The sequence below is a fragment of the Paracoccus maritimus genome (genome assembly GCF_025195095.1).
Lineage (GTDB): Bacteria > Pseudomonadota > Alphaproteobacteria > Rhodobacterales > Rhodobacteraceae > Paracoccus > Paracoccus maritimus.
This window is the reverse complement of sequence record NZ_JANAVZ010000006.1, coordinates 73958-98158: the sequence shown is the minus strand read 5'-3', so window position 1 is coordinate 98158 and position 24201 is coordinate 73958. Positions and strand designations below refer to the sequence as shown.

24 protein-coding genes are annotated in these 24201 nt (G+C 63.7%); 15 read left to right on the top strand and 9 right to left on the bottom strand.

The window, feature by feature from the left end:
* Positions 1 to 2: 2 nt before the first annotated feature.
* The 4 genes from MU516_RS11775 to pyrC form a co-directional block, all read right to left on the bottom strand.
* Positions 3 to 359, bottom strand: a complete 357-nt coding sequence (locus MU516_RS11775; protein ID WP_260277404.1) for a DMT family protein — start codon at positions 357 to 359, stop codon at positions 3 to 5.
* Entirely contained in the window at positions 350 to 1837 is a 1488-nt protein-coding gene (locus MU516_RS11770; protein ID WP_209055906.1) for a replicative DNA helicase, read from the bottom strand. The genes MU516_RS11775 and MU516_RS11770 overlap by 10 nt, the downstream gene beginning before the upstream one ends.
* A 121-nt stretch (positions 1838 to 1958) precedes the next feature.
* A complete protein-coding gene (locus MU516_RS11765) occupies positions 1959 to 2630 on the bottom strand; it encodes an orotate phosphoribosyltransferase (protein WP_260277402.1) in 672 nt (223 codons plus the stop codon).
* Complete coding sequence (pyrC, locus tag MU516_RS11760) at positions 2627 to 3670, bottom strand: dihydroorotase (RefSeq protein WP_260277401.1); 1044 nt, start codon at positions 3668 to 3670, stop codon at positions 2627 to 2629. The genes MU516_RS11765 and pyrC overlap by 4 nt, the downstream gene beginning before the upstream one ends.
* 149 nt (positions 3671 to 3819) lie before the next feature.
* Here pyrC and MU516_RS11755 point away from each other — a divergent pair, with 149 nt between their 5' ends.
* From MU516_RS11755 to MU516_RS11720, 8 genes are all read left to right on the top strand, one after another.
* Positions 3820 to 4134 carry an antibiotic ABC transporter gene (locus MU516_RS11755; protein ID WP_209055909.1) on the top strand — a complete coding sequence of 105 codons (315 nt, stop codon included), beginning with the start codon at positions 3820 to 3822 and terminating at the stop codon, positions 4132 to 4134.
* Positions 4135 to 4194: 60 nt separating this feature from the next.
* A complete protein-coding gene (locus MU516_RS11750) occupies positions 4195 to 4947 on the top strand; it encodes an SDR family oxidoreductase (protein WP_260277400.1) in 753 nt (250 codons plus the stop codon).
* Positions 4948 to 5037: 90 nt separating this feature from the next.
* Entirely contained in the window at positions 5038 to 5955 is a 918-nt protein-coding gene (locus MU516_RS11745; RefSeq protein ID WP_260277399.1) for a manganese-dependent inorganic pyrophosphatase, read from the top strand.
* The gene (locus MU516_RS11740; protein WP_260277398.1) at positions 5955 to 6824 is read left to right on the top strand and encodes a TIGR01459 family HAD-type hydrolase; all 870 of its coding nucleotides are present in this window, start codon (positions 5955 to 5957) and stop codon (positions 6822 to 6824) included. Before MU516_RS11745 ends, MU516_RS11740 begins: the two co-directional genes overlap by 1 nt.
* A 200-nt stretch (positions 6825 to 7024) precedes the next feature.
* On the top strand, positions 7025 to 7468 hold the full coding sequence (locus MU516_RS11735) for a MaoC family dehydratase (RefSeq protein ID WP_209056052.1): 444 nt from the start codon (positions 7025 to 7027) through the stop codon (positions 7466 to 7468).
* 31 nt (positions 7469 to 7499) lie between these two features.
* Positions 7500 to 8429, top strand: coding sequence for a bifunctional riboflavin kinase/FAD synthetase (locus tag MU516_RS11730; RefSeq protein WP_260277397.1), 930 nt, complete (start codon positions 7500 to 7502; stop codon positions 8427 to 8429).
* On the top strand, positions 8429 to 8869 hold the full coding sequence (locus MU516_RS11725) for a YcgN family cysteine cluster protein (protein WP_260277396.1): 441 nt from the start codon (positions 8429 to 8431) through the stop codon (positions 8867 to 8869). Before MU516_RS11730 ends, MU516_RS11725 begins: the two co-directional genes overlap by 1 nt.
* On the top strand, positions 8866 to 9915 hold the full coding sequence (locus tag MU516_RS11720; RefSeq protein WP_260277395.1) for a threonine aldolase family protein: 1050 nt from the start codon (positions 8866 to 8868) through the stop codon (positions 9913 to 9915). The genes MU516_RS11725 and MU516_RS11720 overlap by 4 nt, the downstream gene beginning before the upstream one ends.
* Position 9916: 1 nt before the next feature.
* On the opposite strand, the gene MU516_RS11715 is transcribed toward MU516_RS11720, so the two are convergent.
* The 5 genes from MU516_RS11715 to MU516_RS11695 all read right to left on the bottom strand — a co-directional run bounded on the left by MU516_RS11715 (position 9917) and on the right by MU516_RS11695 (position 15491).
* Positions 9917 to 10426, bottom strand: coding sequence for a CinA family protein (locus MU516_RS11715; protein ID WP_260277393.1), 510 nt, complete (start codon positions 10424 to 10426; stop codon positions 9917 to 9919).
* Positions 10423 to 10914: a phosphatidylglycerophosphatase A family protein gene (locus MU516_RS11710; RefSeq protein ID WP_260277392.1), complete on the bottom strand. Its 492-nt coding sequence runs from the start codon at positions 10912 to 10914 to the stop codon at positions 10423 to 10425. The genes MU516_RS11715 and MU516_RS11710 overlap by 4 nt, the downstream gene beginning before the upstream one ends.
* Before the next feature lie 3 nt (positions 10915 to 10917).
* On the bottom strand, positions 10918 to 12066 hold the full coding sequence (locus MU516_RS11705) for a bifunctional 2-C-methyl-D-erythritol 4-phosphate cytidylyltransferase/2-C-methyl-D-erythritol 2,4-cyclodiphosphate synthase (RefSeq protein WP_260277391.1): 1149 nt from the start codon (positions 12064 to 12066) through the stop codon (positions 10918 to 10920).
* Positions 12063 to 14243, bottom strand: a complete 2181-nt coding sequence (purL, locus tag MU516_RS11700) for a phosphoribosylformylglycinamidine synthase subunit PurL (RefSeq protein ID WP_260277390.1) — start codon at positions 14241 to 14243, stop codon at positions 12063 to 12065. The genes MU516_RS11705 and purL overlap by 4 nt, the downstream gene beginning before the upstream one ends.
* Positions 14244 to 14585: 342 nt before the next feature.
* Complete coding sequence (locus tag MU516_RS11695; protein WP_209055920.1) at positions 14586 to 15491, bottom strand: LysR family transcriptional regulator; 906 nt, start codon at positions 15489 to 15491, stop codon at positions 14586 to 14588.
* 161 nt (positions 15492 to 15652) lie between these two features.
* Between MU516_RS11695 and MU516_RS11690 the strand changes: the two genes are divergently transcribed.
* The 7 genes from MU516_RS11690 (at position 15653) to MU516_RS11660 (ending at position 24142) form a co-directional block, all read left to right on the top strand.
* Entirely contained in the window at positions 15653 to 19042 is a 3390-nt protein-coding gene (locus tag MU516_RS11690) for an indolepyruvate ferredoxin oxidoreductase family protein (RefSeq protein ID WP_260277389.1), read from the top strand.
* A gap of 63 nt (positions 19043 to 19105) precedes the next feature.
* A complete protein-coding gene (locus MU516_RS11685) occupies positions 19106 to 19918 on the top strand; it encodes a glutamate racemase (RefSeq protein WP_260277388.1) in 813 nt (270 codons plus the stop codon).
* Between the two features lie 19 nt (positions 19919 to 19937).
* Positions 19938 to 20387, top strand: a complete 450-nt coding sequence (ccmE, locus tag MU516_RS11680) for a cytochrome c maturation protein CcmE (RefSeq protein WP_260277584.1) — start codon at positions 19938 to 19940, stop codon at positions 20385 to 20387.
* Between the two features lie 102 nt (positions 20388 to 20489).
* Positions 20490 to 21101, top strand: a complete 612-nt coding sequence (locus MU516_RS11675) for a holin-associated N-acetylmuramidase (protein ID WP_260277387.1) — start codon at positions 20490 to 20492, stop codon at positions 21099 to 21101.
* Positions 21092 to 21634 carry a holin family protein gene (locus tag MU516_RS11670; protein WP_260277386.1) on the top strand — a complete coding sequence of 181 codons (543 nt, stop codon included), beginning with the start codon at positions 21092 to 21094 and terminating at the stop codon, positions 21632 to 21634. The genes MU516_RS11675 and MU516_RS11670 overlap by 10 nt, the downstream gene beginning before the upstream one ends.
* Positions 21635 to 21725: 91 nt before the next feature.
* Positions 21726 to 23687, top strand: a complete 1962-nt coding sequence (locus MU516_RS11665; protein WP_260277385.1) for a heme lyase CcmF/NrfE family subunit — start codon at positions 21726 to 21728, stop codon at positions 23685 to 23687.
* Positions 23684 to 24142, top strand: coding sequence for a cytochrome c-type biogenesis protein (locus MU516_RS11660; RefSeq protein WP_260277384.1), 459 nt, complete (start codon positions 23684 to 23686; stop codon positions 24140 to 24142). Before MU516_RS11665 ends, MU516_RS11660 begins: the two co-directional genes overlap by 4 nt.
* Positions 24143 to 24201 lie beyond the last annotated feature (59 nt).

Sequence of the window (24201 nt, the reverse complement as noted above, 5' to 3'; positions counted from 1 at the left end):
TCCTAGCTCCAGTCATGGAAGACGAACCAAGCGCCCAGGCAGATCAGGGCAAAGCCTACGCCGTGCTGCCAGCCGACCCGTTCGCCCAGATAGACCCACGAGAAAATGGCGAAGACGGAAAGGCTGATGACCTCCTGAATGGTCTTCAGCTGTGCGGCGCTGAAATGCCCGTATCCGATCCGGTTCGCGGGGACCTGCATCAGATATTCGAAGAAGGCGATGCCCCAGCTTACCAGGATCACCACGATCAGGGGGGCGGTCTTGAACTTCAGATGACCATACCATGCGACGGTCATGAAGACGTTCGAGGCAATCAGCAACCCGATCGTGATGACCGGGACGGGCAGGCTTAATCCCATTGGGTTTGGCGATCCTTTGCAAGGTTGCCAAAGCGGGTGAACTGTCCCTCGAAGGACAGTTCGACCGTGCCGATCGGGCCGTGACGCTGCTTGCCAAGGATGACCTCGGCTTTGCCGTGGACCTGTTCCATGATCTGCTGCCACTTGGCCATCGCGTCCAGATCGGCATCCGAGGGCTTTTCGCGTTCCTTGTAGTATTCCTCGCGGAACACGAACATCACGATGTCGGCGTCCTGTTCGATCGACCCGGATTCGCGCAGGTCCGACAGTTGCGGGCGCTTGTCCTCGCGGTTCTCGACCTGACGCGACAGCTGCGACAGCGCGATGACCGGAATGTTCAGTTCCTTGGCAACCGCCTTCAGACCCTGGGTGATCTCGCTGACCTCGTTCACACGGCTGTCCTTGGCGCTGGCGGCCTTCAGCAGTTGAAGATAGTCCACCATCAGCACATCAAGGCCGTGCGTGCGCTTCAGCTTGCGCGCACGGGCGGCAAGCTGGTTGATCGGCAAGGCGGGCGTGTCGTCGATGTAAAGCGGGCAGTTCTGCAAGGCGTGCGCGGCCTCGACAAAGCGGCGGAATTCGCTTTCGTCCATGTTGCCGCTGCGGATCCGTTCGCTGGGAACCTCGGCGGCTTCGGAGAGGATCCGCGCGGCCAGCTGCTCGGCCGACATTTCCAGACTGAAGAATCCGACCACGCCGCCCTCGATCGAACCTTGCGTGCCGTCGGGGCGCTCGCCCGTCTTGTGCGCCTTGGCGATGTTGAAGGCGATGTTGGTGGCCAAGGATGTCTTGCCCATCGACGGGCGGCCGGCAAGGATGATCAGGTCGGAATTGTTCAGCCCGCCCATCTTGCCGTCCAGATCCACCAGTCCGGTCGAAATGCCCGACAGCTTGCCGTCGCGCTGATAGGCGGCATTCGCAGCCTGCACCGCGCCCGTCACCGCCTTCAGGAATGACTGGAAGCCGCGCTCGGCCACGCCCTGTTCGCCCAGCTTGTAGAGGGTCTGTTCGGCGGCCTTGATCTGTTCTTCGGCGTCGTCTCCGACCTCGACGCTGGCCGCGCGGGCCGAGATGTCCTGACCCAACCCGATCAGTTCGCGGCGCAGCGCGAATTCGCGGATCATCTGCGCATAGTCGCGCGCCGCATAGGCCGAGATCGCGGCCGCGGCCAGCCGCGCCAGATAGGGCGCGCCGCCCAGTTCCTTCAGGCCCTCGTCATTTTCCATGAAGGCCTTGATGGTCACCGGGCTTGCCAGTGCGTTCTTGCGAATCCGTTCGGCACAGATCTCGAAGATGCGGGCGTGGACCGGATGATAGAAATGTTCGGACTTGATGACTTGGCTGACTCGGTCGAACACGTCGTTATTGGTCAGCAATGCGCCCAGCAATTGCTGCTCGGCCTCAAGCGAGAAGGGTACCGCCTGCTTCTCGTCGTCCTGATCTTCCTGCCCCGGAATGATCGCGCGCAAGCCGCTCATCTGCCCCATGCCCCGTTTTCGTGGTTATCCGACCGTTCTACCCCAAGCGGCGGCGGCGGGAAATCCCGCGCGGCCGGAAAACGGTGTGCCGTTCTGTGGACAGGCTGTGGATAAACGGCGTTCAGCCGTTTGCCGCCTGCCAGCCGCGCGGATCTGTCAGGAAGGTCCGAACCTCGGTCAGGGTGTCTTCGTCAAAGGCTTCTTGCGCCCGCGCCTCTTCCAAGACGTCCCACCAGGTGCAGAGGTGGTGCAGTCGCACGCCGTGATCTGCCAGACGCTGGGTCGTTTCCGGAAAGATGCCGTAATAGAAGATCACGGCGGTATGGGCGCAGGTCGCCCCGGTGTCACGGATCGCATCCACGAAGGACAGCTTGCTGCCGCCATCGGTGGTCAGATCCTCGACCAGCAGAACGCGCTGGCCTTCGGTCATCACGCCCTCGATCCGGGCGTTGCGACCGTAACCCTTCGGCTTTTTCCGCACATAGGTCATCGGCAGTCCCAGCCGCTCGGCAACCATCGCGCCGAACGGGATGCCCGCCGTTTCACCGCCGGCCACGTTATCGAACGCTTCGAACCCGGCGTCGCGCGCGACCGTGGCGGCCAGAAAATCCATCAGGGTCTGGCGCACGCGCGGGAAGCTGATGATCCGGCGGCAATCGACATAGGTCGGCCCCTTCAGGCCCGAGGCATAGGTAAAGGGCGTCTCGGCGTTGAAGTCCACCGCCTTGATTTCCAGCAGCATGCGGGCGGTCAGGCGGGCGATTTCCTCGCGCGCGGGGTAGGGCAGGCTCATGCGTCCTCCAGATGCCAGTAAAGCGGAAATCCTGGATCAAAGACCGTCACGGTCTGATCGCCGACCGAGATCGAGGCCGGATAATCGGCCGCCACGTCGCGCCGTGCCAGGCGGATGCGGTCCTCGTTCGGCTCCATGCCGTAGAAGGCGGCGCCGTTCAGGCTGGTGAACGATTCCAGGCGGTCCAGCGCGCCGTCCTCTTCGAACACATGGGCCAGGATCGACATGGTGTTGGGTGCGGTAAAGCAGCCCGCGCAGCCGCAGGGTTGCAGCTTGGCGCTGTCGGTGTGAGGCGCGCTGTCGGTGCCCAGGAAAAAGCGTGCCTCGCCGCTGGTCGCCGCCTCGCGCAGGGCCAGGCGATGGGTTTCGCGCTTGGCCACCGGCAGGCAGTAGTAGTGGGGACGAATTCCGCCCGCCAGGATGGCGTTGCGGTTGATGACCAGGTGATGGGTCGTGATCGTCGCCGCCAGATCATCGCCGCCGGACCGTGCATAGGCCACGCCATCCGAGGTCGTGATATGTTCCATCACCACGCGCAGACCGGGCGTGGCGCGGCGCAGCGGATCCAGTACCCGGTCGATGAACACGGCCTCGCGATCAAAGATGTCCACCGAGGGATCCGTGACCTCGCCGTGAACGCACAGGGGAATGCCCGCCTCGGCCATCGCCGCCAGCACCGGGCGCACGCGTTCGACATCGGTCACGCCGCTGGCCGAGTTGGTGGTCGCGCCGGCCGGATACAGCTTGACCGCGCGGATGATGCCGTCCTTGTGCGCTGCGACGACATCGGCCGGATCGGTGCCGTCCGTCAGATACAGCGTCATCTGTGGCTTCAGCGGGGCGTTTTCCGGCAGCGCCGCAAGGATCCTGTTGCGATAGGCGGCCGCCTGGGCACCCGTTACCACCGGCGGGACCAGGTTCGGCATGATGATCGCGCGGCCGAAACCGGCGGAAAGCGGGGCCACGGCCACCAGCATCGCGCCATCGCGCAAATGCAGGTGCCAGTCGTCGGGGCGGCGGAGTGTGATGCTGTCGATCATGGCCTGCCTCTATACATGGCGGCCCGTGCTTGCCAAGCCGGGCAATGCCTGAATCTGGCTCACCTGTTCAAAAGTGGCACTTGTATTCATATCTTCGATAGCGACAGAATGACCCGTCCGGCTTTGCCGATGACACGAAGGATATAAGAATGACCCAAAGAATTAATCTGATGTCGGCTGTCGGTGCCCCGTATCGGGTCTGGGCGCAGATGGCGCGGATCGCAATGGATTCCCAGATGGTGATCGGATATCGCGTCGCCGGGATGATGGGCATGATGGCCCAGTCCCCTGGCGAGCCGTTTCGCATGGTTGCCGAAAAGCAGGCCGCCGCGTCCGAGTCGATGTTCGCCGTCGCGCAGGCCGCCAGCCGCGGCGCCAGCGCCGACCGCATGATGTCGGCCGCCTTGCGGCCTTATGGCAAGCGCACGCGCGCCAACTCCCGTCGGCTGACCAGCCGCGGCTGACGCGGGGAACCCTCGCCGAGGTCCCGTTGTTGCGTGAATGCGGCAACTGACGAGGGCAGCATGCGATCGGCACTGATTACCGGCGGCGCGCAAGGGATCGGCAAGGGGATCGCGGTGCATCTTCGCGCGGAAGGCTGGCGCGTTGCCATTTTCGACCGAGATACTCAGGCGCTGAGCGATCTGGGCGCCGAAGATCATGAAATTCTGTTGATCCACGCGCATGTCGGCGACGAGACGTCTGTGACCGACGGCTTCAGGCAAGTTGAAGATTGGCTGGATGGCGCAGGTCTGGATCTGCTGGTCTCGAACGCCGGCATCGCGGACCCTGTCAGCGGACCGATCGAGGCGCTGTCCTTGGCAGATTGGCGGCGCTGGCAGGACAGCCATGTGACCGGGGCGTTTCTTTGCGTGCGTGCTGCGGTTCCGCTGCTGCGTCGGGCGCATGGCGCGATCGTGACCGTTGCCTCGACCCGCGCGCTGCAATCCGAACCCGATTGCGAGGCCTATGCGGCGGCCAAGGGCGCGCTGCTGTCCCTGACGCACGCGCTGGCCATCAGTCTTGGGCCTTCTGTGCGGGTGAACGCGATCCTGCCGGGCTGGATCGAGACAGGGCCGTGGCAAAAGCGGTCCGAACGCAGAGAGCCGGACCACTCTGCCACCGATCTGGCCCAACACCCTGCCGGACGAGTCGGCGTGCCGCAGGATGTCGCGACGCTGGTCGCCTATCTGGCGTCCGACAAGGCTGGGTTCATCACCGGACAGCACTTTGTCGTCGATGGCGGCATGACGCGCAGGATGATCTATTCGGACTGACAGACGCCGTCGGCGCGGTGCCGCCCGCGTGGACATCACCCTGCATGCCGCCTATAAGGCGCGCGACATTCGAACCCGCAGAGGCGCATCATGATCAAGGTATTCGGCCACACCTCCCCCGACACCGACTCGACCGGCTCGCCCATCATCTGGGCGTGGTATCTGAGCGAGGTCCGCAAGACCCCCGCCAAGGCGGTTCTGCAGGGCGAGCCAAACACCGAGGCCGCCTGGATGCTGACCCGCTGGAACCTCGACAAGCCCGAGATCATCTCGGATGTCGAGAAGGGCGAAAAATGCGTCGTGGTGGACACGAACAATCCTGCCGAACTGCCCGCAGGCATCAACGATGCGGATGTGATCGAGATCATCGATCACCACATGCTGGCAGGCGGCGTGAAGACCAAGACGCCGATCAACATCACCATCCGTCCCCTGGCCTGCACCGCCACGATCATGCATGACCTGATCGGCGACGATCTGGCTCGCGCCCCCGAGGCGGTGAAGGGCGCGATGCTGACCTGCATCCTGTCCGACACGCTGGAATTCCGCAGCCCCACGACGACCCCGCATGACCGCGCGGTGGCCGAAAAGCTGGCAGCGGAACTGGGGCTGAACATCACCGATTACGCCAACGAGATGTTCGCGGCCAAATCCGATGTCAGCGCCTTCAGCGATGAGGCGCTGCTGCGGATGGACAGCAAGGAATACGAACTGGGCGGCAAGCAGCTGCGCATCTCGGTACTGGAAACGACGGCGCCGCAGGTGCTGCTGGATCGCAAGAATGCGCTGGTCGCGGCCATGCCTGGCGTCGCGGCGGCGGACGGTGCCGATCATGTTCTGCTGTTCATCATCGACATCCTGCGAGAAGAGGCCACGTTGCTGGTGCCCGATGATTTCGTGCGCGAGGTCGCCGCGAAAAGCTTTGGCGCGACGGTCACCGGCGATACGGTCGTTCTGCCGGGGATCATGAGCCGCAAGAAGCAGATCATCCCCGCCCTGGCCGTCTGATGACCCGCATCATCGAAAGCCTGTCGCAGATCGGCACGCAATATGACGCGCTGTTCTGCGATCTGTGGGGCTGTCTGCATAACGGCAAACGCCCCTATCAGGCGGCGGTGGCGGCCCTTCAGGATTATCGCCGCGGTGGCGGGCGTGTCGTGCTGATGACGAACGCGCCGCGTCCGAACCAGTATGTCATCGCGCAGCTTGACCGGATGGGTGTGCCGCGCGACGCCTGGGACATGGTGATCAGTTCCGGGGACGCAGCGCAGGACGCGATGTTCGAGGGTGCCGTGGGCCGCAAGGTCTGGCATATCGGCACCGAAAAGGATGACGGCTTCTTCAACGACATTCCGGCCGAATGGGCCGATGCACCTGCGGTGGTCAGGGTGTCGCTGGAAGAGGCCGAGGGCATTGTCTGCACAGGCCCCTTCGACGAGGTGAACGAGGCGCCCGAGGATTATCGCGCCCGTCTGATGCTGGCGCGGCAGCGCGGGCTGAAGATGCTGTGCGCCAATCCCGATGTGGTGGTCGATATGGGCGAGACGCGGATCTATTGCGCGGGTGCCCTGGCCGAGTTCTACGAGGATCTGGGCGGGGTATCTTTCTATTTCGGCAAGCCTCATCCGCCGATCTACGAACGTGCGCGGCGTCTTCTGTCACTGACCGATTCGTCGCGGGTGCTGGCCATCGGCGACGGGATCAACACCGATATCCGCGGTGCGCAGCAAGAGGGTATCGATGCGCTGTTCGTGACCGGTGGGCTTGCCGCGGCGGCCTTCGGCGACGATGTCGAGAACCCCGATCCCGAATTGCTGCGCGAATGGCTGGCGCATCATCAGCAGCAGCCGCAATACGCGATAGGCCGCCTTCGCTGAAGCTTGATCGCGCGCTGTCCATCGCTCAACCCGCACCCATCGGTGCGGGTTTTCTTTTTGTGGCAATCAGTTTGGGTGGCGGCCAACGTGCAACATTATTATACTTTTATACCATTTATGTGATAGTTTGTTGCGCGAGGGTAAAATTGCTGCTACGCAGCATCACGTTCAGAAAACCGGCGCAAGAGATGGATGACAGCATGTTCGACAATCTTCCCCGCGGCACGATCGTCATTGAGGATCTGGAAGTCGGCATGACCCGCTATCTGCAAAAGCAGGTGACCGACCACGATATCGAATTGTTCGCCCAGGTTTCGACCGACCGCAATCCGGTGCACCTGGATGATGATTATGCACAGGACACGATTTTCGAGGGACGGATCGCCCACGGTATGCTGACCGCGGGACTGATCTCGGCGGTGATCGGAGAACAATTGCCGGGACATGGCACCGTCTATCTGGGGCAGACCCTGAAATTCATGGCTCCGGTGCGTCCTGGCGACATGGTCCGCGCCGAGGTCACGGTGGATACGATCGACCACGCGAAACGCCGGGTGACGCTTGCAACCCGCTGTCTGGTGGGCGATACGGTCGTGCTGAAAGGCGAGGCGGTCGTACTGGCCCCAAGCCGCAAGTTCGACTGACGGGGCGGCAGGCGCCCCGACTGGGGGCCCGTTGCATATCCATCACGACTGGAACGGATTGCCTGCCAGCGCCCGTGGGGCGACCGTGGCGATGGGCAATTTCGACGGCGTCCATCTGGGACACCGGGTGGTGATCGAGACCGCGTCCCGCGCAGCCGACGCCCCGCTTGGGATCCTGACCTTCGAGCCGCATCCGCGACAGTATTTTGCGCCCGATGCCGCCGCCTTCAGGCTGATGAACGCTGAATCGCGCGCCAACCGACTGGCAAGGCTGGGGGTCGAACATCTATACGAATTGCCGTTCGGTCCGGTTTTGGCCGGCCTGACGCCCGAAGCCTTCGCACAGGACGTGCTTGCCGAAGGTCTGGGCGTCCGGCACGTCACCGTCGGCGCCGATTTCCGCTTTGGCAAGAAACGCGCGGGCGATGTTCAGACCCTGGCCGATCTGGGTCGCCGGTTCGGCTTTGGCGTGACGGCGGTGCCGCTGGTCGGCACCGGCGGGCAGGACTACAGTTCCACCGCGATCCGCACCGCGCTGAGCGAGGGGCGGGTGCGCGATGCCGAACGGATGCTGGGTCACTGGCATCGGATCGAGGGCGAAGTCGTGCATGGCGACAAGCGCGGCCGCGACTTCGGCTGGCCGACCGCGAATATGCGCCTTGAGGGGCTGCACCTGCCGCGACTGGGCGTCTATGCGGTGCTGGTCGATGTGCTGACCGGACCGGATCGGCTGTCCTGCCAAGGTGTCGCCAGCCTGGGCGTGCGCCCGATGTTCGGTCGGAACGAACCCAATCTTGAAGTGCATCTGTTCGACTTTGACGGCGACCTATACGGCGAACATCTGTCGGTCGCGCTGGTCGAGTTCCTGCGCGACGAGGCGAAGTTCGACGATGTCGAGACGCTGATCGACCAGATCGCCGCCGACGCCGGACAGGCGCGCGCGGTTCTGTCGGGCGCGTGATGCGCGAACGGTTCTGGGAAATGCGGCTGGACCGGCTGACCCGCGATGAGTGGGAGGCGCTGTGCGATGGCTGCGGCAAGTGCTGCCTGAACAAGATCGAATACGAGGATACGCAGGAACTGGCGTTCACCCGCGTCGCCTGCAAGCTGCTGGACGGGCACGCCTGTCGGTGCAGTTCCTATGCCAACCGGCATGACTATGTTCCCGAATGCGTGGTGCTGACACCGGCGCGGCTGAAGGATATCGCATGGTGGCTGCCCGCCACCTGCGCCTATCGCCTGCGGGCCGAAGGCAAGCCGCTTTATGATTGGCATCACCTGATCTCGGGCGATCCCGAAGCGGTTCACCGCGCCGGTGTCAGCGTGCGCGGCTGGACCGTCAGCGAGGCCGAGATCGACGAGGAAGACTGGGACCAACATATCATCGAGGATCTGTCGTGAATTTTGCATCGGACAACGCATATGGCGCGCATCCGGCGGTCGTGCGTGCGCTTGCCGAGTGCAACGATGGTGCGATGATGGGCTATGGCGACGATCCGGTGACCGCGCGTGCCGAAGCGGCGCTGCGCGACCTGTTGCAGGCACCCGATGCCGTCATCCGCTTTGTGGCGACGGGAACGGCGGCCAATGCGCTGGTCTGTGCGCAGCTTTGTCCGGCGGGTGGTCGCATCTATTGTCACGAGGACGCGCATATCGAAACCAGCGAATGCGGCGCGCCCGAGTTCTTTACCCACGGCGGCAAGCTGGTGACGCTGCCGGGCGAGGGTGGCAAGATCGCGCCGCATGTTCTGGCCGACGCCCTGCGCATCGGCGCCGGTGGGGGGCTGAACGGTGGCCGCAACGCGATGGTGTCGATCACCAACGCGACCGAATGGGGCACGGTCTACAGCATCGATGATGTCGCGGCACTGGCGGAAACCGCGCATCGGGCGGGGCTGCCGCTGCACATGGATGGCGCGCGCTTTGCCAATGCTGTCGCGGCCTTGGAAGGTTCCGCCGCCGATCTGACCTGGCGTGCCGGCGTTGATGTGCTGTGCCTTGGCGGCACCAAGAACGGCGCGATGGCGGCCGAAGCCGTGGTATTCTTCGATCCTGCACTGGCCGAAGGGTTCGACTATCGCCGCAAGCAGTCCGGGCATGTCTTCTCGAAGCAGCGATTTCTGTCGGCGCAGATGCTGGCGCTGGCCGAAGACGGCCTGTGGCTGGACCTTGCCCGCCACGCGAATGGTCTGGCTGCACGGCTGGCCGAGGGGGTGCTGGAGGCCGGCGGTTCGCTGCTGGTGCCGGTCCAGTCAAACGCCGTCTTTGCGACCATTCCCGCCGCGGCGCATGGGCGCGCTCAAGAGGCCGGGGCGATCTATCATCTGTGGCCCGACAAGTCGGCCGAGGGGCTGGATCCCGTGCCGATCCGTCTGGTGACGTCGTGGAACACGCCCCACGCGGATATCGAACGGTTCCTTGCGGCGCTGGCGGGGCAGCAGACCTAGGTCAGCTGTCGGTTTCCCCGACGCGGTGCTGACCGAGATGCTGCAGCAACAGCCGCAGCGCGTGATCGACCGTTGCGGCGCGCACCCGGTGGCGGCCGATTGGGCCGAAATCGATCGTCTCGGTTGCCACTTCGGGCGTCGTCACCCCTGACGCAGTCGCAACACCGAAACAGACCCGTCCCTCGGGTTTGTGGTCAGATCCGCCAGGGCCCGCTATCCCGGTGACCGCGACCGCAAGGTTTGCATCCGAATGCGCCAAGGCGCCGCTGGCCATCTCGGCCGCGACCTGTTCGCTGACGGCGCCGAATGCGTCAAGCGCTGCGGGGTTGACGCCCAGCATCTGGCGTTTCGCGGCGTTTGAATAGGTCACGAAGCCCCTGTCCACGACATCGGACGAACCCGGAACCTCGGTCAGTGCAGCCGCAATCAGCCCGCCGGTGCAGCTTTCGGCGGTGGCGATCAGGACGCCCCGTGCACGGGCGGCGCCCAGCACCTCGGCCGCTAGGCTCACATCAGCACCCCGTGGGCTATGGCTGCGGCGATCATCGTGGCGATGCCCGCGAAGAGACCCGCCCAGAGATCATCCACCATCACGCCATCGACCCCTCCTTGCCGGTCGGCGCGTCCGACAAGCCATGGCTTCCAGATGTCGAACAGGCGAAAGAACAGGAATGCCGCGATCCAGCCGGGATAGGGAAAGCTGCTTGCGGGCAGCCCCGCAAAGAAGAACCCCGCCGAAGGAAAACACAGTGCCAGCCACTGGCCCGCGACCTCGTCAATGACGATCTCGCTGCGGTCTGGGTCTTCCATGCCGGCGGTATGGCGGCGAACGGCCCAGAACCCTGCGATGGTGACGGCAACCGTGGCGATGGCCAGCAGGGGAAAATGCCCGATCCTGTGGATCAGCAGCCCCAGAGCGACGGCAACTGCCGATCCCCAGGTGCCGGGGGCTGGCTTCAACAGCCCGGCACCGAACCAGATACACAGCAGGCGGTCCATCATTTATCCTTTCATCAGCGCGGCGGTTGCGATGGCCGCGATCCCTTCGCGTCGGCCGGTAAATCCAAGGCGTTCCGAGGTGGTCGCCTTGACGCTGATCCGGTCTGCGTCGATCCCCGTGATTTCGGACAGGCGCAGCTGCATCGCGGCGGCGTGCGGTCCGATCTTCGGGGCCTCGCAGATCAGCGTGACATCGCAATTGCCGAATGAAAACCCGTGGCTGCGGGCAAGCTCTGCCGCATGGCGCAGAAAGATCGCGCTGTCCGCACCTTTCCATTGCGGGTCGGAAGGTGGAAAATGCCGACCGATATCGCCCTGGGCCAGCGCGCCATAGATGGCGTCGGTCAGGGCGTGCATGCCGACATCGGCATCAGAATGGCCGACCAGCCCGGCCTCGTGCGGGATCTGCACGCCGCACAGCCAGACATGATCGCCCGGCCCGAAGGCGTGAACGTCGTAACCGTTGCCAAGCCGTATATCCATTGCCGTTCCCAGAATCCGTTCGGCCCGCGCGAAATCCGCAGGATAGGTGATCTTCAGATTGTCTTCACTGCCTGTTGTGATTGCGACCTGCAATCCCGCCATACGCGCCAGTTCGACATCATCGGCGGCGTCGTGCGAATGTTCCAGATGGGCCGTCAGGATGTGGTCGAAGGAAAATCCTTGCGGGGTCTGGGCGCGATACAGCCCGTCGCGCGCGGCGGTTCCGGTGACCATGCCCTGATCGCCGCGCCACAGCGCATCGCTGACCGGCAGCGCGGGCGCCGCCGCCAATGCGCCCGCCGTCAAAGCCTCTATGACGCCGCCGATGACGTCGTCGCCGACCAGAGGGCGCGCGCCGTCATGGATCAACACATGGCTGATGCCACTGCCGCGCAGGGACAGCAGGCCGTTGCGGACACTGGACGCGCGGGTCTCGCCCCCCGAGACGATTGTGACGGCGCCCGAGAATTCCCTGATCGCATTACCCATGTCGTCGGGATGCACGACCAGCACCACGCGATCAAAACCCGAGAAGGCGGCCAGTGCCCGGGCCAGCACCGAACGCCCCGCAAGGCTGCGCCATTGCTTGGGCGCGTCGCCGCCCGCGCGGCTGCCACGACCCGCCGCCGTGACGATGACGGCGAAACCGGCGGGCGCGCGCAAGGTCATGCGTGATCGGGCATGTCGCCCTTGATCGCGACCTTGAATGCCGTGCGGTACAGCGGCGCCAGTTCGTCCAGATCTTCGGCGTCATCGCCCAGTTCGACCATCGTCCCGCCGAACCTGCCGACCTGCGCCACAGGAATTCCGGCCAGTTCGGCCGCCTTCTGGATGGCATCAGCGCTTTCGCCATTGCAGGCGACCAGATAGCGGGCCTGATCCTCTCCGAACAGCTGACCGATATCGCTGCTGTCCAGATGCAGGCCGATGCCCGCCGCCTCGGCCATCTCGAACGCGGCCAGCGCAAGCCCGCCATCCGACAGGTCAGTCGCGGCTTTCAGATGCCGGCGGTGCGTCCGCAGGAATTCGCCGTGCCTGCGTTCGGCATCAAGATCGACATGGGGGGCATCGCCGGTTTCGATCCCGAACGCCTCGTGCGCCAGGGCCGATTGGGCAAGATGTCCGTCGGTCCGGCCGATCACCAGCGCCAGATCGCCTTCCGACGGCAGACCCGCGATCAGGTGCGAGATGTTGTCGATCAGACCGACACCGCCGATGGTCGGCGTCGGCAGGATCCCCTTGCCGTCGGTCTCGTTGTAAAGCGACACGTTGCCCGACACGATCGGGAAGTCCAGTGCGCGACATGCTTCGCCGATGCCTTTGATCGCGCCGACGAACTGACCCATGATCTCTGGCTTTTCGGGGTTGCCGAAATTCAGGTTGTCGGTGGTGGCCAGCGGCGTCGCGCCGACAGCGCAGAGATTGCGATACGCCTCGGCAACGGCCTGCTTGCCGCCCTCGAACGGGTTCGCCTTGACATAGCGGGGGGTGACGTCGCTGGTGAAGGCCAGCGCCTTGTTCGTGCCATGCACCCGCACGACGCCCGCACCCAGCCCCGGACGGCGGATCGTATCGGCACCGACCTGCGTGTCGTATTGTTCCCAGACCCATGATTTGTGGGCATGGTTGGGGCTGCCGATCAGGGCGCGCAGCGCCGCGATCGGGCGGATCGGGGGCAGGGTGGGGGCGGCGTCTGCGGCCGGCGTCTCGACCCACGGGCGATCATATTCAGGCGCGCTGGAGGACAGTTTGGACAGCGGCAGATCCGCCTTGACGTCGTTGCCATGCAGTATCAGGAATCGGTCTTCGGCAATGGTTTCGCCGACAATGGCGAAATCGAGGTCCCATTTCTCGAAGATCGCACGCGCTTCGGCCTCTTTCTCGGGCTTCAGCACCATCAGCATCCGTTCCTGGGATTCCGACAGCATCATTTCATAGGCGGTCATGTTGGTTTCACGCTGCGGGACGGCGTCCAGATGCAGCTTGATGCCCAGTCCGCCCTTGTCGCCCATCTCGACCGCGGAACAGGTCAGCCCTGCCGCGCCCATGTCCTGAATCGAGATCACCGAACCCGAGGCCATCAATTCCAGGCAGGCTTCCAGCAGGCATTTTTCGGTAAAGGGGTCGCCGACCTGAACGGTGGGCCGCTTTTCCTCGATCGTGTCATCGAACTCGGCGCTGGCCATCGTGGCGCCGCCGACGCCGTCGCGACCGGTCTTTGCGCCCAGATAGACTACCGGCATGCCGACGCCGGATGCGGCCGAATAGAAGATCTTGTCGGTATCCGCCAGGCCCGCCGCGAAGGCGTTCACAAGGCAGTTTCCGTCATAGCTGCGGTGGAACCGCACCTCGCCGCCGACATTCGGCACGCCGAAGCAATTGCCATAAGCGCCGATCCCTTCGACCACGCCCTTGACCAGATGTGCCGTCTTGGGATGTTCGGGCCGCCCGAAGGACAGCGAATCCATGGCCGCGATGGGCCGTGCGCCCATCGTGAAGACATCGCGCAGGATGCCGCCCACACCGGTCGCCGCGCCCTGATGCGGTTCGATGTAGGAAGGGTGGTTGTGGCTTTCCATCTTGAAGACCACGGCCTGGCCGTCGCCGATATCGACGACGCCCGCGTTCTCTCCCGGCCCGCAGATGACTTGCGGCCCTTCCGTCGGCAGGGTGCGCAGCCATTTCTTGGACGATTTGTAGGAACAATGTTCGTTCCACATCGCGCTGAAGATGCCCAGTTCGGTGAAGGTCGGTTCGCGGCCGATGATCTTCAGGATGCGGTCATATTCGTCGGGCTTCAGCCCGTGCGCGGCGATCAGATCGACGGTGATCGACGGTTCCTGCATATCCGGCCCTTCCTGCCCCGTGTGGTCTGGCGCCTTTTATGGTGAGACGCCCGCCATGGGAAGGGTTGCGCGGCGAACCGCGCCCGTGCGGACAAAAAAAAGCCGGGCACGAGGCCCGGCCTAAGTCCAACAGGGAGGTAGAAGGTGATGCGCGGTTAAGCTGACCACCGCCTTCGCAGCCTGATTTATGGGCAGGATGCGAATGGTTCAAGGAAAATGATGCTGCACCCGCAGCATAGCCGCCATGCAGTTGCTGAATAGCTACACGCGAAAGTTGTAGATCAACCCCGAGTCGCGGCAAAATTGCAGTTGGATTTGTCAGGATTCGGCAGGTTTAGCGCACTATTCAGGCACGACTTCGCTTTTCTGCCGCCGATAGGCCTGAATCTCTTCCAAGACAAAATCGCGGAATGCGGCAACGCGCCGCGTCTGGCGCAGTTCTTCGGGGTAGGCCAGGAAGACCGGGACCTCGCCCGACTCGATCTCGGGCAGGACGCGCACAAGGCCCTGGTGATCCACGGCCAGGTAGTCGGGCAGAACGCCGACGCCAACATTGGCCAGAACGCCCTGAAGCACGCCGAAATAATTGTTCACGGTTAACATCGAGGTGATGTTCCGGGACATGATTTCCTGAACCAGCCGCGCGCCGGCCGCGACCTGCGGCTGATCGGTTTTCTGACAGATCAGCCGATGGGTGGACAGGTCGTCCAGGCTGCCTGGGGTGCCGGCGTGATCCAGATATTCCTGCGTGGCATAAAGCCGCATGCGGATATTCAGCAGGCGCCGACGGATCAGGTCTGATTGGCTGGGTTCCTTCATGCGGATCGCGACATCGGCTTCGCGCATGGGCAGGTCAAGCACCCGCTCCTCCAGCATCAGGTCGATCTTCAGGTCGGGATATTTCTCGTAAAGCTTGACCAGGCGCGGGGCCAGCCACAGCGTGCCGAAGCCGACCGTTGTCGTCACCTTCAGTTCGCCAAGAACATTTTCCTCGCTGTCGCGGATGCGGGCCGAGGCGCCGTCCAGCTTGCGCGCCATGGCGGAGGTCGCCTCGAACAGCAACTCGCCCTGTTCGGTAAGAATCAGTCCGCGTGCATGCCGGTGGAAAAGCGTCGTTCCCAGCGTCTCTTCCAGCGCGCGGATCTGCCGGCTGACGGCTGATTGCGACAGATGCAGCGTGTCGCCAGCATGGGTCAGGCTGCCGGCATCGGCAACCGCGTGAAATATTCTTAGTTTGTCCCAGTCCATAGCTGTTACAATCCTGCTTGGTCAGCCATGCGTTTTTTGCAAATCTCTTCTTCCCCTGCCTGTCCCTCACGGCTGCGTCAAGCATCGATTTTTTCCTTCATCGGTCAGCAATTCTGACCTATAATGATCGTGAAGCCCACCGGCATTGGAGGAGACGCAGGATGAGCAAGCAGGAATTCACGCTAGCCGACCGCTTTGATCTGTCGAAGTCACACGTATTGTTGAACGGCACGCAGGCCCTTGTTCGCCTGATGCTTATGCAAGCGGCACGTGACAAAGCCGCGGGGCTGAACACGGCCGGCTATGTTACCGGCTATCGCGGGTCGCCGTTGGGGGGCGTCGATCTGCAGATGATGCGCGAGGGCAAGCGCCTGTCCGAGGCCAATGTGCTGTTTCAGCCCGGCCTGAACGAAGACCTCGCCGCAACCGCCATCTGGGGCAGCCAGCAGGCCGAACTGCGCGGCGAAGGCAAATACGACGGCGTCTATGCACTGTGGTATGGCAAGGGGCCGGGCGTGGACCGCACCGGCGACGTGATGCGCCACGCCAACATGGCCGGCAGTTCGAAACATGGCGGTGTCGTCATGGCGATGGGCGACGATCACACTGGTGAAAGCTCGACCGTGCTGCATCAGTCGGACTGGGCGATGATCGACGCCTATATTCCGGTCCTGTCCCCGGCCGGTGTGCAGGAAATCCTGGACTATGGCCTGTATGGATTTGCGCTGTCGCGGTTTGCGGGCGTCTGGACCGGGTTGAAGACGATGAAGGATACCGTCGAGGCGACCGCCGTCGTCAACGGCGACCCGGACCGTTTGAAATTCGTCATCCCCGATTTTCAGATGCCCGAGGGCGGGCTGAATATCCGCTTGGGCGATACCCCTGTCACGCAGGAAGCGCGGATGATCGACTTCAAGCGGTGGGCGGCCGAGGCGTTCAGCCGTGCCAACCGGATCGATCGCAAGCACTGGGGCAGGCCGGGCGCCAAGATCGGCTTCGTCGCGGCGGGCAAGAACTGGCTGGATCTGGTTCATGCTCTGTCCTTGCTGGGCATCGACGAGGCCGAGGCCGAGCGTCTGGGACTGACCACCTACAAGGTCGGTCAGACATGGCCGCTGGACATGAAGTCCTTCCAGGAATGGTCTGAAAATCTGGAACTTATCGTCTGCGTTGAAGAAAAGCGAAAGCTGATCGAAGTGCAGTTGAAAGAGGCGATTTTCGACAATCGCCACGGGCGTCGCGTGCATGGATGGAAGCACGACAAGACCGGCGAGGAACTGTTCCCCACGCGCTATGCGCTGGACCCGGTCATGATCGCCCAAAAGATCGGCGGCATCCTGATCGAGGAAGGCCGCGGGACCGAACATATCCGCGCCGGTCTGAACCGCCTGACCGAGGTTCGCCGCAATGACAACGCACCCGAGATTGCAACCAGAACCCCCTGGTTCTGTTCGGGTTGCCCGCACAATACCTCGACCCGCCTGCCCGAAGGCAGCCGAGCCTATGCCGGCATCGGATGTCACTACATGGTGCAGTGGATGGGGCGCGAGACGGAAGGCTTCACTCATATGGGCGGCGAGGGCGCGAACTGGATCGGTGAGGCGCCATTCAGCACAAGGGGTCATGTTTTTCAGAATCTTGGCGACGGAACCTATAATCATTCCGGCTCTCTGGCGATCCGTGCCGCGATCGCGGCCAAGACCACCATCACCTACAAGATCCTGTATAACGACGCTGTGGCGATGACCGGCGGGCAGCCGAACGAGGGCGATCTGACCGCGCCCCAGATCGCGCGCGAGCTGACCGCGATGGGGGTCGATCCGGTGATCGTGGTCTATGACGAAAAAGAAGACGTGGACCGCAAGCAGTTTCCGCAGGGAATGCGGTTCGAGGAACGCGCCGAGATGATGAATGTTCAGCGCGAACTGGAAGATGCCAAGGGCGTCAGCGCGATCCTGTATATCCAGACCTGCGCGGCTGAAAAGCGCCGTCGCCGCAAGAAGGGGCAGTTCCCGGACCCTGACCGGCGCGTCTGGATCAACCCCGAGGTATGCGAGGGCTGCGGCGACTGCTCGGTTCAGTCGAACTGCGTGTCGATCGTGCCGCTGGACACCGAACTTGGCCGCAAGCGTCAGATCGACCAGTCCAGCTGCAACAAGGACTATTCCTGCCTGAAGGGCTTCTGCCCCAGCTTCGTGACCGTCAAGGGCGGCAAGTTGCGCAAACCCAAGGCCGAGGCGTTCACTATCCCCGACCTGCCGCAGCCCGCGCTGCCCGCAATCAGCGGGACGCATAACGTGGTCATCACCGGGGTCGGGGGCACCGGCGTGGTCACCATCGGGGCCGTGCTGGCCCAGGCCGCGCAGATCGACGGCAAGGGTGCCGGCATGATGGAGATGGCCGGGCTGGCCCAGAAGGGTGGCGCAGTCCATATCCATCTGCGACTGGCCGAGCGCCCCGAGGATATCAGCGCGATCCGCGTGGCAACCGGTGAAGCCGACTGCGTGATCGGCGGTGATCTGGTCGTGACGGCCGGCGCCAGGACGATCGGGCTGATGACGAATGATCGCACCGGCGCGGTCGTCAACGATCACGAGATCATCACCGGTGATTTCACCCGGTTCCGCGATTTTCAGGTGCCCGCCGATCGGCTGAAGATGTCGCTGCAGGCGCGGTTGGGTGACCGGGTGGCGTTCTTTGACGCCAATGATCTGGCGCTGCGGATGTTGGGGGATTCGATTTATTCCAACATGCTGGTCCTGGGCGCGTGCTGGCAGCAGGGGCTGCTTCCGCTGACCGAGGCGGCGATCCACGACGCGATCCGACTGAACGGTGCCAAGGTCGATGACAACCTTCGCGCCTTCCAGATCGGCCGCTGCGCGATGGCGTTCCCGGATCTGATGAAAAAGCCGGCCGAGATCCCGGAACTGCCGGTCGATCCCGTGTCCTATCGCGAGGCTCGGCTGGTTGACTATCAGGGCAAGAGGCTGGCCAGGAAATTCCGCAAGCTGGTTGATCTGGCGCCGGACGGAATGCGCGAAAGCGTCGCGCGCGGCTACTACAAGCTGCTGGCCTACAAGGACGAATACGAGGTTGCGCGGCTTCACCTGACCACCGCCGAACAGGTCGCGGAACAGTGGGAGGGGGGCACGACGCTGTTCTTCAATCTTGCACCGCCGATGTTGTCGGGCACCGATGCCAACGGGCGCCCCAGGAAGCGGCAGTTCGGGCCATGGATGCTGAAGGCGTTCCGGGTTCTGTCGGCCATGAAGGGGCTGCGCGGCACGCCGTTCGATCCGTTCGGCTATGGCGCCGAACGCAGGCGCGAACGCGCCATGATCCGTGATTTCGAGGCGGACATGCGCGAGGTGCTGGCGAATGTGGACGACTCGACGCTGCCCATCGCCATCGAACTTGCCGAACTGCCGCTCAGCGTGCGGGGTTATGGTCCGGTCAAGGACAAGGCCGCAGACGAGGCCGCGATCCGGCGCAAGGAGTTGCTGGCACAGTTCAGGTCCGGTGGCGCACCGATGCGTGAAGCCGCTGAATGAACAGAGTCATTTCCAAACGTCGCGCGGCGTCCTAAAACGGCGCGCGGCAGAAGGAGTGGCAAGATGGCGGTTGGCGTGTTCGATTCGGGTCTGGGCGGGCTGACGGTTCATAGCGCCATCGCCGCGCGGTTGCCGGATCTGCCGTTGGTCTATCTTGGCGACAATGCGCATGCGCCCTATGGGGTGCGCACGCCGGATGACATCTTCGATCTGACCTGCGCGGGTGTCAGCCGGTTGTGGGACGAGGGCTGCGATCTGGTCATCCTGGCCTGCAACACCGCCAGCGCCGCCGCGCTGCGCCGCATGCAGGAAACCTGGCTGCCCAAGGACAAGCGGGTCCTAGGGGTGTTCGTGCCGATGATCGAGGCACTGACCGAACGCCAATGGGGCGACAATTCGCCGCCCCGCCACGTCGCGGTCAATCAGGTGGCGCTGTTCGCGACCCCCGCCACCGTTGCCAGCAGAGCCTTTCAGCGCGAACTGGCATTTCGCGCCGTGGGCGTCGATGTCGAGGCGCAGCCTTGCGGCGGCGTCGTGGATGCCATTGAAATGGGGGACGAAATTCTGGCCGAGGCGCTGGTGACCAGCCATGTCGAGGCGCTGCTGCGTCGCATGCCGCAGCCCGAAGCCGCGATCCTTGGCTGCACCCATTATCCTCTGGTCGAGGCCGCGTTTCAGCGCGCCCTGGGCACCAAGGTCCGGGTTTACAGTCAGGCAGGGCTGGTCGCAGAAAGCCTTGCGGACTATCTTCAACGCAGGCCCGAGTTTCTGGGCGAAGGCACTGCGTCGAAATACCTGACCACGGGCGATCCGGTCCGCGTGTCCGGCAAGGCGACGCAATTCCTGCGCCGTTCGATCCGTTTCGAGGCTGCTTGAGGAGGAAAGAATGGCCGGTCTGAAATCGCTGAAGAAACGCCGTCGCGCGCAGGTCCTGATCGCGGCTTCCGTCGCGCTGCTGATCGCGGTGGGGTTGATCGGCTACGGCTTTCGGGACGGCATCAACCTTTACCGTTCGCCGACCCAGGTCAGCGCACAAGCCCCTGGCGCTGATGAATATTTCCAGCTTGGCGGATTGGTCAAGGACGGCTCGATCGTCAACCGCGACGGGGTCGCCTTCGATTTCGTCATTACCGATGGCGCGGCTGAAATCCCGGTCAGCTATATCGGGCGCGATCCGCGTCCGGACCTGTTCAAGGAAGGGCAGGGCACGATTGCCAAGGGATATTATCGCGGCGGCCGCTTCGAGGCGGAAAGCCTGCTGGCCAAGCACGACGAAACCTACATGCCACGCGAAGTCGTCGATACGCTTAAGGAAAGCGGCGTCTATCAGGATCCCAATTCCTGAGGCCGAGTCCAGCAACGCACGCATGGTTAACGATGGGTTAACCTGACCCATCGACCCTAGAGCCGTTCGCCGTTTCGGGCGGCAGGCTTCAGGGGGATTCAGATGCCAAGTGTCACTGACATCGCGCGAGAGATCGTCGCCCGCGAGGGCGGCTATGTGAACGACCCCGACGATCCCGGCGGCGCCACGAATTTCGGGGTCACGATCGGCACGATGCGGTCGCTGGGGCTGGACCTGACCGGCGATGGCAAGGTCGATGCAGCGGATGTCCGCGCCCTGACGCGGGCGCAGGCGGAACAGATCTTCGTCGAACATTACTTCCGCAAGCCGCGTCTGGCCGAATTGCCCGATCCGGTGCAGGCCAGCGTCTTCGACATGTATGTGAATGCCGGCGCAAACGCCGTGAAGATCCTGCAGAAACTGGTTTCGCGCATGGGATTTCCGGCAACTGCGGATGGCGTGATCGGCCCCAGGACGATCGCCGCGGTCGCAGATGCTGCCGAGGCCGCGCCTGCCCATATCGCCGATGCCTACGGGATCGCCCGGCGCAATTATTACTACGCACTGGCCGATCAGCGCCCGGCAAGCCGCAAATACGCGCGCACTCGCGCGGGCGGAAAAGGCGGCTGGATCACCCGGGCCGAAACCTTCGTATCGCCGCGCTATCACCTGACCGAAGCCGAGCACCGTGAAAGGACCGCCAGATGGGCATGATCGACCGTTTCCTTGGTTTCGGCCAGGGTGTGACCGCGCTTGGCAGCGCCGCGACGGGCATGGCCGAGGTGTTTACCCAGAACGCGACGCGCAAGATGGAACTGGAAGAACAGGCCTATGCCCGCGCGATCACCCAGCTTGGACAAGAGTTTCAGATCGCCCGGCCGGGGTTCTTCGACAGTCTCGTGAACGGGCTGAACCGCCTGCCGCGCCCCTTGCTGGCGTTGGGCACGATGGCGCTGTTTGTCTATGCGATGGTCGAGCCGTCGGGTTTCGGCCTGCGGATGCAGGGGCTGCAACAGGTGCCGGAACCGCTGTGGTGGTTGCTTGGCGCGATCGTCGGCTTCTATTTCGGCGCGCGCGAAGCACATTATTTCCGGCACCGGGTCTGGCCTGTGGCGCAAGCGGAAGGAACCGGTCCCGGACCCGACCGCCCTCAGGAAGGCGCCGCGCTGACCGACGCCTTGCGGCCCGACGATGATTTTGCAGATAACGCCGCCTTGCGCGATTGGGCGGCCGGGTTGCGCGAATAGGTCGCACGGAAAACTGAAGCGCGGCGACCAAGGGGGGACTTTCCCCCCTTTTTGCGTATCCCTATGCTGGCGCCAACGGAGGAACGCCCGCATGATCGCAGAATTTGGCCATTTCGCCCTGACGCTTGCCTTCGCGGTGGCGCTGTATCAGATGATTGTGCCGATGATCGGCGCGGCCAAGGGCTGGCAGGGCTGGATGGACAGCGCCCGACCGGCCGCCATGGCCCAGTTCCTGCTGACTGGCCTTTCGTTCGCGGCGCTGACGGTGGCGTTCGTCACCTCGGATTTCTCGTTGAAGCTGGTCTATGAGAATTCGCATACTGCCAAGCCGATGATCTACAAGATCAGCGGCGTCTGGGGGAACCACGAAGGCAGCATGTTGCTGTGGGTGCTGATCCTGTCGCTTTTCGGTGCCGCTGCGGCGGCGTTCGGTAGCAACCTGCCGCCCAGTCTCAGGGCGCGGGTGCTGGGCGTTCAGGCGTCGATCGGCGCGGCGTTCTATGCCTTCATCCTGTTCACCTCGAACCCGTTTCTGCGCCTGGCCAACCCGCCCTTCGACGGGCGCGACCTGAACCCCTTGCTGCAGGATCCCGGTTTGGCCTTTCACCCGCCGTTTCTGTATCTGGGCTATGTCGGGCTTTCGATGGCGTTCAGCTTTGCCATCGCGGCGCTGATCGAAGGCCGGGTCGATGCCGCATGGGCACGCTGGGTGCGGCCCTGGACGCTGGCGGCCTGGATGTTCCTGACCGTAGGCATCGCGCTGGGGTCGTGGTGGGCCTATTACGAACTGGGCTGGGGTGGTTTCTGGTTCTGGGATCCGGTGGAGAACGCCAGCTTCATGCCGTGGCTTCTGGCCGCCGCGCTGCTGCATTCGGCCATCGTCGTGGAAAAGCGCGAGGCGCTGAAAAGCTGGACGATCCTTCTGGCGATCATGGCCTTCGGCTTTTCCATGATCGGCACCTTCATCGTTCGGTCCGGCGTCATCACCTCGGTCCACAGCTTTGCCAGCGATCCGGCGCGCGGAGTTTTCATCCTTGCCATTCTGGCGGTGTTCATGGGCGGTGGCCTGACGCTGTATGCGGCACGCGCGGGTGAGATGACCGCCAAGGGCGTGTTTTCCCCCGTCTCGCGCGAGGGGGCGCTGATCCTGAACAATGTGCTTCTGGCGGTGTCGGCCTTCGTCGTGTTCATCGGAACCATGTGGCCCCTGTTCGCGGAAATGATGTGGGATCGCAAATTGTCGGTCGGCGCGCCGTTCTTCAACCAGGCGTTCACGCCCTTCATGATCGTGCTGGCCATCGTGCTGCCTCTGGGTGCGATCATGCCATGGAAACGGGCCACGCTGATGCGGTCGGCCAAGCCGCTGCGTGCGGCGCTGATCCTTTCAATCGCAGTGATGGTGCTGGTCTGGTCTGTCTCGACCGGGCGCAGCGCGATTGCGGTGATCGGCGCCGGGCTTGGCGCCTGGTTGATCGCGGGCGCGGCGGCGGAACTGATCCATCGCACCGGAAAGTCTGGCCTGTCGCGGCTTGTCCGGCTGCCGCGCGCAGACTGGGGCAAGGCGGTGGCGCATTCAGGCCTGGGCGTGACATTCATCGGTGTCGGTCTGCTGACCGCTTGGCAGACCGAGGATATTCGTGTGGCGCAGATCGGCGAACCGTTCGAACTGTCCGGATATCAGATCACTCTGACCGCCGTGGACGAGGTTCAGGGGCCGAATTATGTCTCGACCATGGCCACGATGCAGGTGGCACGCGACGGCAGGCAGGTCGCGACCATGCACCCCGAAAAGCGCGTCTATCCGGTGCAGGCGATGCCGACGACCGAGGCCGCGATCGACAACGGTATCTTCCGCGACATCTATCTGGTCATCGGCGATGCGCAGGCTGACGGTGGCTGGGCCGTTCGCAGCTATATCAAGCCTTTCGCCAACTGGATCTGGGCGGGCTCGATCCTGATGGCGCTTGGCGGACTGATCAGCCTGTCCGACCGCCGCTATCGCGTCGCTGCCGGGGCGCGGCGCGCGCACGCCAACGCGGTGGCTGCGGAATGAGACGGTTTCTGATGATCCTGACGCTGTTGCTGACTTTGCCCATCGCCGCGCTGGCAGTCCAACCTGACGAAGTCCTGGACAACCCCGCGCTGGAGACGCGGGCCCGCCAGCTGTCACAAAAGCTTCGCTGCCCGGTCTGCCAGGGCGAGAATATCGACGAATCAAATGCCGCCATCAGCCGCGACCTGCGGCTGTATGTGCGCGAAAGACTGGTCGCCGGGGATAGCGACGATCAGGTGATCGACGCCGTTGTGGACCGGTTCGGAGAGTTCGTCCTGTTCGAGCCGCGCGCCCGTGGCGGCAATCTTGTGCTGTGGCTGGCCGGTCCTTTCATGGCGCTGATCGCGCTCTTGGTCGCGTGGCGTTTCGTGCGCGCTCGTGCCGCATCGACCGCGCGCGTCGAAGACCTGTCTGAGTCCGAACGGACGAGGCTGCAGGAAATCATGCGCGACTGACGCGGGGTCCGGCTTTCCCCGCGCGCCGATTCAGGCATCATGCCCCCAGACCAGAGGGG